This window comes from Spiroplasma endosymbiont of Zeiraphera isertana, assembly GCF_964030805.1.
Taxonomy (GTDB): Bacteria; Bacillota_I; Bacilli_A; order Mycoplasmatales; family VBWQ01; genus Spiroplasma_E.
In genome coordinates, this window is the sequence record NZ_OZ034965.1 from 284837 (window position 1) to 298847 (window position 14011).

22 protein-coding genes and 3 pseudogenes are annotated in these 14011 nt (G+C 23.5%); 12 read left to right on the forward strand and 13 right to left on the reverse strand.

Translation table 4 applies throughout. The features are described from left to right. Nucleotides 1–3: 3 nt before the first annotated feature. Nucleotides 4–144 (reverse strand): hypothetical protein, encoded by a 141-nt coding sequence (locus tag AAHM78_RS01950; RefSeq protein WP_342252928.1) that lies wholly within the window; start codon nt 142–144, stop codon nt 4–6. 83 nt (nt 145–227) lie between these two features. On the opposite strand from AAHM78_RS01950, the gene AAHM78_RS01955 reads away from it, so the two are divergent. From AAHM78_RS01955 to AAHM78_RS01970, 4 genes and pseudogenes are all read left to right on the forward strand, one after another. Then, the gene (locus AAHM78_RS01955; RefSeq protein WP_342254983.1) at nt 228–509 is read left to right on the forward strand and encodes a transposase family protein; all 282 of its coding nucleotides are present in this window, start codon (nt 228–230) and stop codon (nt 507–509) included. Nucleotides 510–511: 2 nt separating this feature from the next. Next, nucleotides 512–1216, forward strand: a complete 705-nt coding sequence (locus AAHM78_RS01960; protein ID WP_342254184.1) for a transposase — start codon at nt 512–514, stop codon at nt 1214–1216. A gap of 161 nt (nt 1217–1377) precedes the next feature. Continuing rightward, on the forward strand, nt 1378–1545 hold the full coding sequence (locus AAHM78_RS01965; protein WP_342254185.1) for a hypothetical protein: 168 nt from the start codon (nt 1378–1380) through the stop codon (nt 1543–1545). A gap of 198 nt (nt 1546–1743) precedes the next feature. Further along, nucleotides 1744–3264, forward strand: a pseudogene (locus tag AAHM78_RS01970) (dicarboxylate/amino acid:cation symporter). 153 nt (nt 3265–3417) lie between these two features. Here the strand turns inward: AAHM78_RS01970 and AAHM78_RS01975 are convergent. The 3 genes from AAHM78_RS01975 to AAHM78_RS01985 all read right to left on the reverse strand — a co-directional run bounded on the left by AAHM78_RS01975 (nt 3418) and on the right by AAHM78_RS01985 (nt 4574). Continuing rightward, complete coding sequence (locus AAHM78_RS01975; protein WP_342254186.1) at nt 3418–3882, reverse strand: transposase family protein; 465 nt, start codon at nt 3880–3882, stop codon at nt 3418–3420. Then, nucleotides 3824–4234 (reverse strand): transposase family protein, encoded by a 411-nt coding sequence (locus AAHM78_RS01980; RefSeq protein WP_342254187.1) that lies wholly within the window; start codon nt 4232–4234, stop codon nt 3824–3826. Before AAHM78_RS01980 ends, AAHM78_RS01975 begins: the two co-directional genes overlap by 59 nt. Before the next feature lie 67 nt (nt 4235–4301). Beyond that, nucleotides 4302–4574 carry an IS1/IS1595 family N-terminal zinc-binding domain-containing protein gene (locus AAHM78_RS01985; protein WP_342252841.1) on the reverse strand — a complete coding sequence of 91 codons (273 nt, stop codon included), beginning with the start codon at nt 4572–4574 and terminating at the stop codon, nt 4302–4304. A gap of 80 nt (nt 4575–4654) precedes the next feature. Between AAHM78_RS01985 and AAHM78_RS01990 the strand changes: the two are divergent. From AAHM78_RS01990 to AAHM78_RS02015, 6 genes and pseudogenes are all read left to right on the forward strand, one after another. After that, a pseudogene (locus AAHM78_RS01990) lies at nt 4655–5470 on the forward strand (IS256 family transposase); the annotation flags it as partial. A gap of 71 nt (nt 5471–5541) precedes the next feature. Next, nucleotides 5542–5889: a transposase family protein gene (locus AAHM78_RS01995; protein ID WP_342254984.1), complete on the forward strand. Its 348-nt coding sequence runs from the start codon at nt 5542–5544 to the stop codon at nt 5887–5889. Then, the gene (locus AAHM78_RS02000) at nt 5876–6109 is read left to right on the forward strand and encodes a hypothetical protein (protein ID WP_342254189.1); all 234 of its coding nucleotides are present in this window, start codon (nt 5876–5878) and stop codon (nt 6107–6109) included. The genes AAHM78_RS01995 and AAHM78_RS02000 overlap by 14 nt, the downstream gene beginning before the upstream one ends. Nucleotides 6110–6176: 67 nt before the next feature. Then, on the forward strand, nt 6177–6569 hold the full coding sequence (locus AAHM78_RS02005) for a transposase family protein (RefSeq protein ID WP_342254190.1): 393 nt from the start codon (nt 6177–6179) through the stop codon (nt 6567–6569). 215 nt (nt 6570–6784) lie between these two features. Further along, on the forward strand, nt 6785–6994 hold the full coding sequence (locus tag AAHM78_RS02010) for a transposase family protein (RefSeq protein ID WP_342254191.1): 210 nt from the start codon (nt 6785–6787) through the stop codon (nt 6992–6994). 36 nt (nt 6995–7030) lie between these two features. After that, the gene (locus AAHM78_RS02015) at nt 7031–7759 is read left to right on the forward strand and encodes a hypothetical protein (protein WP_342254192.1); all 729 of its coding nucleotides are present in this window, start codon (nt 7031–7033) and stop codon (nt 7757–7759) included. Between the two features lie 691 nt (nt 7760–8450). Here AAHM78_RS02015 and AAHM78_RS02020 read toward each other — a convergent pair. The 4 genes from AAHM78_RS02020 to AAHM78_RS02035 all read right to left on the reverse strand — a co-directional run bounded on the left by AAHM78_RS02020 (nt 8451) and on the right by AAHM78_RS02035 (nt 10692). Then, nucleotides 8451–9167 (reverse strand): IS1595 family transposase, encoded by a 717-nt coding sequence (locus AAHM78_RS02020; RefSeq protein WP_342254193.1) that lies wholly within the window; start codon nt 9165–9167, stop codon nt 8451–8453. Between the two features lie 160 nt (nt 9168–9327). Continuing rightward, nucleotides 9328–9888 (reverse strand): hypothetical protein, encoded by a 561-nt coding sequence (locus AAHM78_RS02025; RefSeq protein WP_342254194.1) that lies wholly within the window; start codon nt 9886–9888, stop codon nt 9328–9330. Continuing rightward, nucleotides 9875–10249 (reverse strand): transposase family protein, encoded by a 375-nt coding sequence (locus AAHM78_RS02030; RefSeq protein ID WP_342254985.1) that lies wholly within the window; start codon nt 10247–10249, stop codon nt 9875–9877. Before AAHM78_RS02030 ends, AAHM78_RS02025 begins: the two co-directional genes overlap by 14 nt. A gap of 50 nt (nt 10250–10299) precedes the next feature. Continuing rightward, nucleotides 10300–10692: a transposase family protein gene (locus AAHM78_RS02035; protein WP_342254195.1), complete on the reverse strand. Its 393-nt coding sequence runs from the start codon at nt 10690–10692 to the stop codon at nt 10300–10302. 215 nt (nt 10693–10907) lie between these two features. On the opposite strand from AAHM78_RS02035, the gene AAHM78_RS02040 reads away from it, so the two are divergent. After that, a complete protein-coding gene (locus AAHM78_RS02040) occupies nt 10908–11276 on the forward strand; it encodes a hypothetical protein (RefSeq protein WP_342254196.1) in 369 nt (122 codons plus the stop codon). Between the two features lie 11 nt (nt 11277–11287). Here AAHM78_RS02040 and AAHM78_RS02045 read toward each other — a convergent pair whose 3' ends face one another. Both AAHM78_RS02045 and AAHM78_RS02050 read right to left on the reverse strand, forming a co-directional pair. Continuing rightward, nucleotides 11288–11551, reverse strand: a complete 264-nt coding sequence (locus AAHM78_RS02045; protein ID WP_342254197.1) for a SemiSWEET family sugar transporter — start codon at nt 11549–11551, stop codon at nt 11288–11290. A gap of 104 nt (nt 11552–11655) precedes the next feature. Beyond that, complete coding sequence (locus tag AAHM78_RS02050; protein ID WP_342254198.1) at nt 11656–11880, reverse strand: HMG-box domain-containing protein; 225 nt, start codon at nt 11878–11880, stop codon at nt 11656–11658. A 187-nt stretch (nt 11881–12067) separates the two neighbouring features. On the opposite strand from AAHM78_RS02050, the gene AAHM78_RS02055 reads away from it, so the two are divergent. Continuing rightward, nucleotides 12068–12286, forward strand: a complete 219-nt coding sequence (locus tag AAHM78_RS02055; RefSeq protein WP_342254199.1) for a ParA family protein — start codon at nt 12068–12070, stop codon at nt 12284–12286. 19 nt (nt 12287–12305) lie between these two features. Here AAHM78_RS02055 and AAHM78_RS02060 read toward each other — a convergent pair. The 3 genes and pseudogenes from AAHM78_RS02060 to AAHM78_RS02070 all read right to left on the reverse strand — a co-directional run. Beyond that, nucleotides 12306–12914, reverse strand: a pseudogene (locus AAHM78_RS02060) (IS30 family transposase); the annotation flags it as partial. Between the two features lie 146 nt (nt 12915–13060). Next, nucleotides 13061–13435, reverse strand: a complete 375-nt coding sequence (locus AAHM78_RS02065; protein WP_342254986.1) for a transposase family protein — start codon at nt 13433–13435, stop codon at nt 13061–13063. Between the two features lie 50 nt (nt 13436–13485). Next, nucleotides 13486–13878 carry a transposase family protein gene (locus AAHM78_RS02070; RefSeq protein ID WP_342252835.1) on the reverse strand — a complete coding sequence of 131 codons (393 nt, stop codon included), beginning with the start codon at nt 13876–13878 and terminating at the stop codon, nt 13486–13488. Between the last annotated feature and the right edge of the window lie 133 nt (nt 13879–14011).

A 14011-nucleotide genomic window follows, 5' to 3' on the forward strand; every position in this document is an offset into this window, starting at 1 on the left:
CAATTACAATTTTATTTTTTCTACCACCATAATATTTTGTTTAGACTCAGCAATTTTTAAAATTTCAAGCATTTTATAAAATGTTTGTGTCTTTATGCCGACTAAACTATAAAATTCTTGATCATCTTTATATTTTTTCAACATAATAACTATCACCTTTAATATTAATAATAATCGTTAAATTGTTAAAATTAAAGGTTTTGCACCAAGTCTAATCTAAAACTTTTATTCATCCAGAAAAACAAGTTTTTGTTGATTCAGGTTATCAAGGTATACAAAATATTCATAAAAATACATTTTTGCCATTTAAAAAAAGTAAATACAATCAATTAACACCGATTCAAAAAGAATACAATAAAACTTTAAGTAAAATTAGAATTAAAATTGAACACGTATTTGCTAAACTAAAACGTTTTAAAATTTTAAGTTTAAAATATCGCAATAAAATACGAAGATTTGCATTAAGATTTAATTTAATAGCAGGAATATATAATTTTGAATTACCTTAGTTTTGCACCAAGTCTATTGAAGTCATTTATCTCATGAACAATGAGATTGAATAATTTGATTGTCATTGTTAGGTCAATCTGCTTATACTATTTCTCAATTTGCTAAAATTTCAAAAACATCAGCATGATTTAATCGTCAAAAATTTATCAAATCATCACAATTAGCAAAAACACAAAAACCATTCACAAAATTAAAAGGTAGAATTGAAATTGATGAAACTTTTATCAAAGAAATTCATAAATGAAATTTCAAAAATCCAGATGATTCAAGAAAAAAATGAATTGAAGAAAATGCTAAAGATTTAAACTGTTGTATTGAAATGGCAATTGATGAAAATAAAAATATTTATGCTCAAACAACAAATACTAAAAGATTAACAAAAAAATGAGTACAAGAAAATTTAACATCTAAGCTTATCGAAGAAAAATCAATTATAGTTTATGATATGCAAATACTATATGATACAGTAGCTAAACAAACAAAATGTACTCTCAAGAAATTTAAATCAAAAGAAAATAAAGAATTAAATTATAAAAATTTAAGTAATATCAGTAAAATACAATCAAGTTTAAAAGAATTTATTACTCATTATCATGGCATTGGATTTACCAATATTCAAAATTACCTCAATTTATGAAAATTTAAATACCAACATTATAAAATATCACCTTATGCAAAATCTGAAGCATTATATTTCAGTTTGTAAAAAAAATAAATCCCAAAATTAAATAAAATCAAATTTTAGGCCAGGTTGATGATTTTTTTTATTTCATCAAGATTTTTTTTGAAAATTAAAAAAAACAATCTCGTCCTTTATACTTAAAAATATTTTATGATAAAACAAATTTCCAATTACTGGCAGCACAAATGGCAGGTTATAATCATGCCGCATTAAGAATTAATGCTCTTGCTACTGCCGTTTGAAATAAAATGGACATCCGTGATTTACAAAATTTAGATTTAGTTTATTCACCTCCTTTTGCTCGTACTAGTGATATTATTCATATAGCAAGCAGAAAAGTAACATCGTCATAACCTATAAAAAATAAAAAGAATGAGGTAGCAACTATGACAACTCTTAGTAGTGACAATATTAACTTATTAAGAGACTTTGTTGGTATTTCACACTGACAAAGTCTAATCGGGATAATTGTCTTTTTTAGTATTATCCTAGCACTTTCTATTTTTATTAAAAAAACTAAACCTAAATTTCCAATTCGTATTTTTACTGGAATGGGATTAGGAATAATTTTTGGTATTACTATCCAAGCTATTACTGGTTTTAATAGTCATAACATTACTTATCCTAACTTACCTGGAACACCAATAAAACCTAATCCTGACTATATACCCTGAGTTGCAGAAATTGTACACTGAATTGAATTATTAAAAACTATTTTTATTATTGGTATTACTATGTTAACTATTCCATTAGTATTTTTAGCTATCGCTAGAATTACTAGTAAAAAAAATAGTAACTCAAAAACAATAACTAAAGTTTCAGGAGTTGGTATTACTATTTTATTAATAAATGTGGCTATTGCTTTTACTATTGCCTTTGGACTAGGAATTGCTTTTAAAATTGGCCAAGGTTTTAATTTAACTGATGGTGGTAGTTACGATAAAACTACTGCCAAAACAATTCCCAAAATTATCATTAGTTACGTTCCCAGCAGCTTAATTGGTATTTTTACTCAAACATTAATTATTCCAATCATTGTCCTTGGTGCTTTAATTGGATTTGCAATTAAAAAACTAACTAAGCATAATGAAGAACGAATGGACAAAGCAAGAAACACTTTAGAAACAATGTGAAAAATTATTATTTCAATATTAATGATGTTTATTAAAATTATGCCATTTGCTGTTATGAGTATGCTAGCAACAGCAATTATTAATCAACCAATTGGTGCACTTGCTAATATTGGCATTATTATTGGAGTTGCTTATTTAGCACTACTTATTACTTTCTTATGACATTTATTATCGTTATATTTATTTGGTATTAATCCTTATCGTTGATTAGTAAAAGCACAGAAACCAATTATTGCTGGTTTTACAACGCAGTCTTCTAATGCCGCTTTACCAATCGCTATGAATACTTTAAAAGAAGATTTAAAAGTGAAAGAAGAAGGTAGTGATACAGTAATGCCGCTTTCAACAACAATAGGTTTAAGTGGCTGTGCTGGAGTGCAAGCTGGAATTATTTTATCTTTCTTATGATTTGGTGTTATCCTTCCTGGTAATTTTCCCAACTGAACAATCGCTATTTTATTTATTAATGGCTTAATTGTAACACTAGTTGCTTAATTAGGAATTGCGGGAGTACCAGGAACTGCTGCTGTTGTAACAGCTGGTGTTTTAGGTGGTCTTGGTTTTGGTAGCTATTATGCTGCTGTTTATGGTATTATTGGTGCCTTAGATGGTTTATTTGATATGGGCAGAACTGCAGTTAATATTTCTGGTGGTTTACAAGCTACTGTTATTGCTTCTCGCAATCAAGAATTAATTGAAGATGAAAAACTTTTATTAAAAAAATACCCTTTTAGGGGTTTACACATTTTAACAAAGAAAGTTGGAGCCAAATTGTTAATTAGATCTGAAAAAAATGATAAGATTCAAGCATTAAAAAAAGATACTAAAGTTAAAATTGAAGCATTAAAAAAAGTAAAAAATAGTGAGAATGATATTAAATTTTTAAAAGAACAGTTAAAAAAAGATATTAAAGCAATTAAGAATGACAAAGACATCTAAAATATAAATTTTATTTATAAAAAATAAAACCATTTAGAAATGTAAATTAATAATTTCATAATTATGTTATATTATTATAGTTAAAATTATTTTTTAAATTATAAAATAATTTTATTTTTTTATATTACTTTTTTCATTAGACTTGGTGCAAAACTAAGGTAATTCAAAATTATATATTCCTGCTATTAAATTAAATCTTAATGCAAATCTTCGTATTTTATTGCGATATTTTAAACTTAAAATTTTAAAAAGTTTTAGTTTAGCAAATACGTGTTCAATTTTAATTCTAATTTTACTTAAAGTTTTATTGTATTCTTTTTGAATTGGTGTTAATTTATTGTATTTACTTTTTTTAAATGGCAAAAATGTATTTTTATGAATATTTTGTATACCTTGATAACCTGAATCAACAAAAACTTGTTTTTCTGGATGAATAAAAGTTTTAGATTTTAGAAGCAATTTAAAATCATGAATACTTCCAAAACAAAAAGCAGTTGAAATAATTTTTCCATTGGAAATATCAATAATTATTTGGGATTTGAGAGAATGATGTTTCTTTTTACCTGAAAAAAGTAATTTTAGTTTTTTTAATTCTTTCAATTGGAGTTTCAGTGGCATCAATAGCTAACAAATTATTATTAGTACCTTTATTTTTTGTTAAATCTTTTTTTCAAGGTAAATTAAAAATTCCGCTTTTTATTAAAATATTTTCAATTCAAAAAATATTACGAATGCAACTAGTATGACTAATATTATATCTTTTTGCAATAACTCTATAACTACTATAGTCTTTTCAATATTCTAAAGTCATTAATAAACGCTCTTCAATTAAAATTTTATTTTTTCTACCACCATAATATTTTTGTTTAGACTCAGCAATTTTTAAAATTTCAAGCATTTTATAAAATGTTTGTGGCTTTATGCCGACTAAACTATAAAATTCTTGATCATCTTTATATTTTTTCAACATAATAACTATCACCTTTAATATTAATAATAATCGTTAAATTGTTAAAATTAAAGGTTTTGCACCAAGTCTAATGTAAAAAATGATTTCTTAAAGCATCAAAGCTACTTTTACAATCTTTGCATAAATATTTTTGCTTATTATTCTTAAAACCATTTTTTACACATCAATAAGATTTACAATTTGGACATTGAATTCCTTTTTCTTTAAATTTTTTATCAATTGCATCTAATTTTTCTTTTTTCTCAATTTGTTTAATTCTATTTTTAAAATGTCTAATAATTTTTATAAATTCTTCATCTTTTTTGTTTTTTAAAACATCAATTAATTCATTATTAGTCACAAAAAATCACCCCCGATATAAAAATATTACTTTTAATTTTAAATTAAAAGTAATATCAAGATTTTTTGTGAAAATTAAAAGATATTAGTGAAAGTGTTATTAGTCAAATTACTGATGATGTTATTGATGATGTCAAAGCATGGCAAAATCGGCCATTAGAAATTATTTATCCGATTGTTTATTTTGATTGTATAGTAGTTAAAGTACTACAAGATAAACGGATTATTAACAAATCAGTTTATATAGCACTAGGAGTTGATTTAGAAGGTAAAAAAGATGTTTTAGGTTTATGAATTAGTGAAAATGAAGGTTCTAAATTTTGATTATCTAATTTTACAGAAATGAAAAATCGAGGCTTAAATGATATTCTTAATGCTTGTAGTGATAATTTAACAGGCATGTCAGAAGCAATACAATCAGTTTATCCTAAAACCGAACATCAATTATGCATAGTTCATCAAATTAGAAATAATTTAAAATATGTTTCATACAAACATCGAAAATCTCTAGTTACAGATTTAAAACCAATTTATAGTGCATGTAGTGAAGAACAAGCAATGCAAGCTTTAGAATCGTTTGAAAATAAATGAAATAAACAATATCCTCAAATTACTAAATCTTGATATAAAAATTGAGATAATTTAATGGTTTTTATTAGTTATCCACCAGAAATTAAAAGAGTAATTTATACTACAAATGCTATTGAATCTGTTAATAGTCAATTACGAAAAGTTATTAGAAATAAAAAAGTTTTTCCTAACGATATGGCAGTTTTCAAAATATTTTACTTAGCAATTGAAAATATAACAAAAAAATGAACAATGCCTATTCAAAATTGAAATACAGCAATTGCTCATTTTATGATAAAATTTGAAGACAGAATTAATCTAAACTAGTACCTTGTAAAACAAAGATACACAGATTACATAAAAGCCTCATAATTATTGATATTTCCAATGGAAAAATTATTTCAACTGCTTTTTGTTTTGGAAGCATTCATGATTTTAAATTGCTTCTAAAATCTAAAACTTTTATTCATCCAGAAAAACAAGTTTTTGTTGATTCAGGTTATCAAGGTATACAAAATATTCATAAAAATACATTTTTGCCATTTAAAAAAAGTAAATACAATCAATTAACACCAATTCAAAAAGAATACAATAAAACTTTAAGTAAAATTAGAATTAAAATTGAACACGTATTTGCTAAACTAAAACGTTTTAAAATTTTAAGTTTAAAATATCGCAATAAAATACGAAGATTTGCATTAAGATTTAATTTAATAGCAGGAATATATAATTTTGAATTACCTTAGTTTTGCACCAAGTCTAATTTATAAAGAAAAAGAAACTACTGTTTTAAAAAAAGAAATAGATGAATTAACAAGTTTAAAATTTGAGTTTTTAGATGAAGCAAATAATAAATATGATTTAATTAATTTGTTTAATTCTGGTGGCTATCATAATGGCATAATATATGTAGAACCTAATACAAATATTTTTAAAAAACATTGTATTGATTTAAAAAGAGATTAGACTTGGTGCAAAACCTTTAATTTTAACAATTTAACGATTATTATTAATATTAAAGGTGATAGTTATTATGTTGAAAAAATATAAAGATGATCAAGAATTTTATAGTTTAGTCGGCATAAAGCCACAAACACTTTATAAAATGCTTGAAATTTTAAAAATTGCTGAGTCTAAACAAAAATATTATGGTGGTAGAAAAAATAAAATTGTAATTGAAGAGCGTTTATTAATGACTTTAGAATATTGAAAAGACTATAGTAGTTATATAGTTATTGCAAAAAAATATAATATTAGTCATACTAGTTGCATTCATAATATTTTTTGAATTGAAAATATTTTAATAAAAAGCGGAATTTTTAATTTACCTGGAAAAAAAGATTTAACAAAAAATAAAGGTACTAATAATAATTTGTTAGCTATTGATGCTACCGAAACTCCAATTGAAAGAATTAAAAAAAACTAAAATTACTTTTTTCAGGTAAAAAGAAACATCATTCTCTCAAATCCCAAATAATTATTGATATTTCCAATGGAAAAATTATTTCAACTGCTTTTTGTTTTGGAAGCATTCACGATTTTAAATTGCTTCTAAAATCTAAAACTTTTATTCATCCAGAAAAACAAGTTTTTGTTTATTAAGGTTATCAAGGTATACAAAATATTCATAAAAATACATTTTTGCCATTTAAAAAAAGTAAATACAATCAATTAACACCAATTCAAAAAGAATACAATAAAACTTTAAGTAAAATTAGAATTAAAATTGAAAACGTATTTGCTAAACTAAAACGTTTTAAAATTTTAAGTTTAAAATATCGCAATAAAATACGAAGATTTGCATTAAGATTTACTTTAATAGCAGGAATATATAATTTTGAATTACCTTAGTTTTGCACCAAGTCTATTATAAAAACGATTATACAAATGATATTATCAAATTGTTGATTTGCTGGAGTGTTTTCAGATATTCATAAAACATTTAATTTAGATAAAATAAATCCTTCAAATTATAATAAAATTGAACTTTTGTTTGATGATTATATTTATCAAACAAAAATTACTTGAGGAGGATATTATTATGGAGTATATGAAGCAGACTATTATGCTTGTATTTCAGGAAAAGAAAAAAAAGCTTGAGATGGAAATAATATATGAGTTTCTAATTGCAATAATGAATATAAAACAACAGTACTATCTGCATTAAATAATAAAAACTTATTTAAAGATGTAGTTTCTAATTTGAATATAAGAGAACCTAATAGTCATTTAATTACTACAAGTGCTAGATATTTAGTTCAACGTTTACCTTTAACTTATTGAAATAGTGCCTCTATTGAAGGAATTCAATATTTTGGTTTAAATTGATTTGAAGAAAATTATAATTTTTATTTTCAATTTTTATTTCATCAATGAGCAACTTGTCATGCAAGTAGAACAGGTGGATTAATGATAATGTATATAGGTAAAGGTATTAGATTATATAATGATGATGAAAATATAAGAACAAAAAGAGAAATATTTGATATAAATAATTTAGAAGAAAAAAATGTAACTAAATGAACTGATGATTTTTCAAAATCAATTAATCATGAACAACATTTAACAATTGATAATAAAAAAAAATTTGTTACAAATAATATAACAAGTTTATAATTAAAATTTAAAAATATCAATAACAAAAAAGTTACCTTATTGGTAACTTTTTAATTAGGTGACAACCTAAGTTTAAATATAAATGAAATAAATTGATATATATAACTTACCTTTTCTAACCCCTTAGGTAAGTATTTTTATATTATACATTAATATTTAAGATTCTGGGGAAATATTATTTTGGTTAGATTTGCTTTTAAATTTAAAAATAGATTTTAATTTTGGAAATTTTCGAATTCACTTTAAAATTATTGGAATAAAATAAAAATATAATAACTCAATACATGCAAAAATAATAAATATATAATAAACATTTTTTAAATTCATACTACTATTAAAAAATAAAAAAAGTAATGGACTTATAAATAGAAAACTTAAGGTGGTATATATATATATATATATATATATATAGTTTTTTAAATTTTTATTATCACAAAAACGAATGAATAACTTATATGATACAAACATTAGAAATAAAAATGTCAAAGACATGGCAATTGAAATTGTGTAAGGAGAATTTATAAAATCACCTCATCACGGTCAAAATTCATTACGATTTAAAAAATACATGTTTATTCACTTCCCAGAACTTAATTATCTTTTAAGGCTTTTATCCCTTTATGTACTATTTTTAAATTTTATCACATAAATGGAGATAAAAGCCTACCTAGGAAATTATCCCCGCATGTATTTAAATCAAACACAAAATTACAGTTTCAAAACTAGGTATGTTATTGAATTTATATGCCGATTCTTTTGCATATAAATGAATATTGTGCTTTGAAACTCTTATGTGTGTTCGGAAAGTTCGTCGTATGTGCTTTCATGCTGATTCAATCTGGTTTGTGTTTACACCTGTTGGTGACACATACCCAACTTCATGATTTACGATTTCATGTTTGGGATAGAAGTTTTGGAAACTTACATATCCCTTCCAAGAATCCGTAAATAGACAGCACTCAGTAACAATGTGTTTCAATGCAAATCTTAAAAGGTTTTTTTCATCTGCATTTTTCAGCACCTTCACAATTGGTTTGTTGCTGGTTTTCTCATAAACTCCAACAATCAAAGTTTTATTCAACCAGGATCTTCCTTGTTTTTTAAAACCTAAATGTGAAAGATACATTTCATCCATCTGTGCTGTGCCATCAACAATGAAACCTGCATCTTGATTTCCAATTCTAGTCCTGATTTCATGACACATTCTTCAAGCTGTTTTATAGGTCACACCCAATTCCCTTGCAACATCGGTTGCTGGTATGCCATGCTTTGTGTTTATTCATCTAAAGATGAGATAAAACCAAGATGTCATTTGGGTCTGTGACTTATAAAAAATGGTTCCATAAAGAATACTAAATGTTTGGTTACAGTTCAAACATCGTATTCTTCTCAAATCAGAAGTATTCAAACTAGAAGAAGCACACCTGATGCATTTCATTATTTTCAACTTCGCTATATATTTCAAACAATAGTTTTCGGTTTGAAATATGCTATTGAATTCATTTCAATTCATTTTTTCCTCCACACTAGTACATGTGGGGATAATTTCCTATTTTAATTTTACCAAATTATCTTGCATTTAAAACTATTTTATTAATATTAGATTTAATATTTGATATATATCTATATGCTCAACTTTTATCTGGCTCTCTTTGTGCAGAATTGGTATATTTTATTTTACCTAAATTGCCCTCTAAATAAATAATTCAATATAATTTTTCAGAGTTATTAACTATACTAAATGCTATAGGATAGTCATTATTTATTTTTTGTTCATAAGAATCATAAGACTTCTTAATTTTTAAATCAAATCCATAATTACATAATGAATATGAACTAAAAACATTATAATTATTAATACTTTTATAATAAGCATTTGCAAAATAATCAGTAACTTCTTTAGGAGCAATTGTTCCAAATCTACTAAAAAATTCACTATCCGGAAAATTTCCTTTGTTTATTTTTAAATCTTTTAAATCAATATTTATACTTGTAGTTTCTTCTTTTGATGGTGTAAAAGTTTCACTATTAATATCAATAGTAGTTAAATCAGAGTTCTTAAAATTTGATATTGTTTCAAATTTATAACTATAATATATTAGACTTGGTGCAAAACTAAGGTAATTCAAAATTATATATTCCTGCTATTAAATTAAATCTTAATGCAAATCTTCGTATTTTATTGCGATATTTTAAACTTAAAATTTTAAAACGTTTTAGTTTAGCAAATACGTGTTCAATTTTAATTCTAATTTTACTTAAAGTTTTATTGTATTCTTTTTGAATTGGTGTTAATTGATTGTATTTACTTTTTTTAAATGGCAAAAATGTATTTTTATGAATATTTTGTATACCTTGATAACCTGAATCAACAAAAACTTGTTTTTCTGGATGAATAAAAGTTTTAGATTTTAGAAGCAATTTAAAATCATGAATGCTTCCAAAACAAAAAGCAGTTGAAATAATTTTTACATTGGAAATATCAATAATAATTTGGGATTTGAGAGAATGATGTTTCTTTTTACCTGAAAAAATTAATTTTAGTTTTTTTTAATTCTTTCAATTGGAGTTTCAGTAGCATCAATAGCTAACAAATTATTATTAGTACCTTTATTTTTTGTTAAATCTTTTTTTCAAGGTAAATTAAAAATTCCGCTTTTTGTTAAAATATTTTCAATTCAAAAAATATTACGAATGCAACTAGTATGACTAATATTATATCTTTTTGCAATAACTCTATAACTACTATAGTCTTTTCAATATTCTAAAGTCATTAATAAACGCTCTTCAATTACAATTTTATTTTTTCTACCACCATAATATTTTTGTTTAGACTCAGCAATTTTTAAAATTTCAAGCATTTTATAAAATGTTTGTGGCTTTATGCCGACTAAACTATAAAATTCTTGATCATCTTTATATTTTTTCAACATAATAACTATCACCTTTAATATTAATAATAATCGTTAAATTGTTAAAATTAAAGGTTTTGCACCAAGTCTATTATATAAATATTTTTTTTGCCTTATACAAAAGAAATTACTACTAAATATTCAATGCGTTTATATGAATATTTACGTAGTTATTTATATATGAATGCTAAAACAAAAAAACACCAATTTATGTTCATGAATGAGATTTTGAAAAATTGTCAAAAATTTTAAATTTAAGTTTAAAAAGTAGTTATTTTAAACAGATAAATATGTTAAAAACAAGAATTTTAGAACCAGTGAAAAAAGACTTAGAAAATACTGATATTATTTTTACTTATGAATTGATAAAAGTTGGACGAAAATATAGCAAAATTATTTTAAATACGCATTTGGATTTAGGAAAATATAATTCTCAAAATCCTGAACTTGAAAAAGTACCAACTAAAAAAGAATATAAAGAGTATGCAAATAAATCAAAGCTAGTGGTAAAAAATTTTGAAAAACAAAAAAGTAAAATAATTGAAAAATCCATTTTAAGTGATGAAGAAGTAAAAAAAATTATGCAAGATTTTAATGAACATTAAATGATTTTTTATTATGACCCTTTATAGTGATTATTAAATTTAAATCCTAAAATAATAATTGTAGAGATTAAGATTATTGAATCTAAACTTACAACTTCTCAATTTTTTATAAATATTCCATAAGCTATTCATAAAAAACAAGATAATAATTGAATTCATAACATAAAAAAAGATAAATCACGTACTCTTTTTGTTTTAATAATTTTTATAATTTGAGGTAAAAATATAAAACTATTTAAAGCAACTGCTAATCAACCAATTATTTCTACATTCATAGTATTCACCTTTCTTTTTGTTTTCCTTTAAAATAAAACAACGATATATGAGACAATTCATATATCGTTGTTTTTAAAATTACGATTTTTAAATAATTAAATATTTATTTTTGAATTTCACTTTCATATCTTTTTTTATGTTCTAATGCTAAATTTTGATATTTAGCTTTTTCTTGGTTTGTCATTTCTTTTCAATGATTACCAATCAATTTGGCAACTTCTGCAACTTTAGATTTAAGTTCAGGTTTTTGTTGGATAATCTCTGCTCTTTTTTCCTTACTAAAAAGCATATAAGCATTCATTGGTCTTTTAATTTTATTGTCAGTCATATATAAACCTCCTATTTTAATTAATATAATTTTACATTATTTTTGATACAAGTTCTAAAAATCACTTTAAAGTTTATAGAATTTTAAAATGTATTGTTAATTGTTAATTATCATAAATATTTAATTTTATTTATTAATAGTGATTTAATTAAATATTAATAAATAATAATTTGAGGGAGGTATCGTTATGAAAATAATAACTTTTGCAAATTCTAAAGGTGGAGTTGGCAAAACCACATTAACTTTAAATCTTATTAATATTTTATCTCAATTAAATAAGAAAATACTCGTATTTGATATTGATCCACAAGCAAATTTAAGCAGAGCTTTAATATCAAATTACACTAGTAATAAAAACATTGAATTATGATTTAAAGATTCCAACAATAACGAACCTGAGTTGTAAATATAAATGGGACAGTTTTTTAAAATAATTGTATTAAATCTATTGGTCTTTTATAAGAGAGCGATTTTCTGGGCGTAGAATTAATTTGAAATGCTATAAAATTTAAATCTTTTTGTTTATATGAAGATAGATCTGTAGATTTTGGTAAATATCTTCTTAAAATACCATTATTATTTTCATTTAAACCCCTTTGGCAAGGTTTACCAGGATCTGAAAAATAAATTTTGACATTACAAATTTTTTTGATTAATCTTCATTTACTAAATTCTTTACCACGATCAAAAGTAATGGTTTGAACCGTTCCTTTTTGTAACTTTGAAATAAATTTTATTATACTTTTCGTAATATTTTCTGATTTATAATTTTTAGTTACTAAAGGAATTGTGGTTTTTGATCATATATCAGCCAAAGTAATAATAGAACTTTTATGATCTTTGCCAATGATAGTATCACCTTCTAAATGACCAAATTCTTGTATATTTTTAATATTAGGAATGATTAAATTTCTTTCATGAATAGACTTACAATTATTAATTTTGCCCCCAGTTTCTTTTTGTTTGTGAGATTTATTTTTGCCTTTTCTCAATAAGTTATTTTCATCAAAACCCATTCGATTTGTTTTAAACATCTTTAATTGTAAAATTAAAAAGGACACTTATATAAAAATTAAATTGTGTTAGTTCTATAATTAAGAAAAGAAAGGAATTAGCGCAATGTATAAGTATCTGAGTATTGAATCAATAATAGCAATAAAAGAATAGACTTGGTGCAAAACTAAGGTAATTCAAAATTATATATTCCTGCTATTAAATTAAATCTTAATGCAAATCTTCGTATTTTATTGCGATATTTTAAACTTAAAATTTTAAAACGTTTTAGTTTAGCAAATACGTGTTCAATTTTAATTCTAATTTTACTTAAAGTTTTATTGTATTCTTTTTGAATTGGTGTTAATTGATTGTATTTACTTTTTTTAAATGGCAAAAATGTATTTTTATGAATATTTTGTATACCTTGATAACCTGAATCAACAAAAACTTGTTTTTCTGGATGAATAAAAGTTTTAGATTTTTGAAGCAATTTAAAATCATGAATGCTTCCAAAACAAAAAGCAGTTGAAATGATTTTTCCATTGGAAATATCAATAATTATTTGAGATTTGAGAGAATGATGTTTCTTTTTACCTGAAAAAAGTAATTTTAGTTTTTTTTAATTCTTTCAATTGGAGTTTCAGTAGCATCAATAGCTAACAAATTATTATTAGTACCTTTATTTTTTGTTAAATCTTTTTTTCCGGGTAAATTAAAAATTCCGCTTTTTATTAAAATATTTTCAATTCAAAAAATATTACGAATGCAACTAGTATGACTAATATTATATCTTTTTGCAATAACTCTATAACTACTATAGTCTTTTCAATATTCTAAAGTCATTAATAAACGCTCTTCAATTACAATTTTATTTTTTCTACCACCATAATATTTTTGTTTAGACTCAGCAATTTTTAAAATTTCAAGCATTTTATAAAATGTTTGTGGCTTTATTCCGACTAAACTATAAAATTCTTGATCATCTTTATATTTTTTCAACATAATAACTATCACCTTTAATATTAATAATAATCGTTAAATTGTTAAAATTAAAGGTTTTGCACCAAGTCTATTCATAAATTGCCTCATTTCTTTTTATTTTTTTAAAATAAAACAACGATATATGAATTTTCTA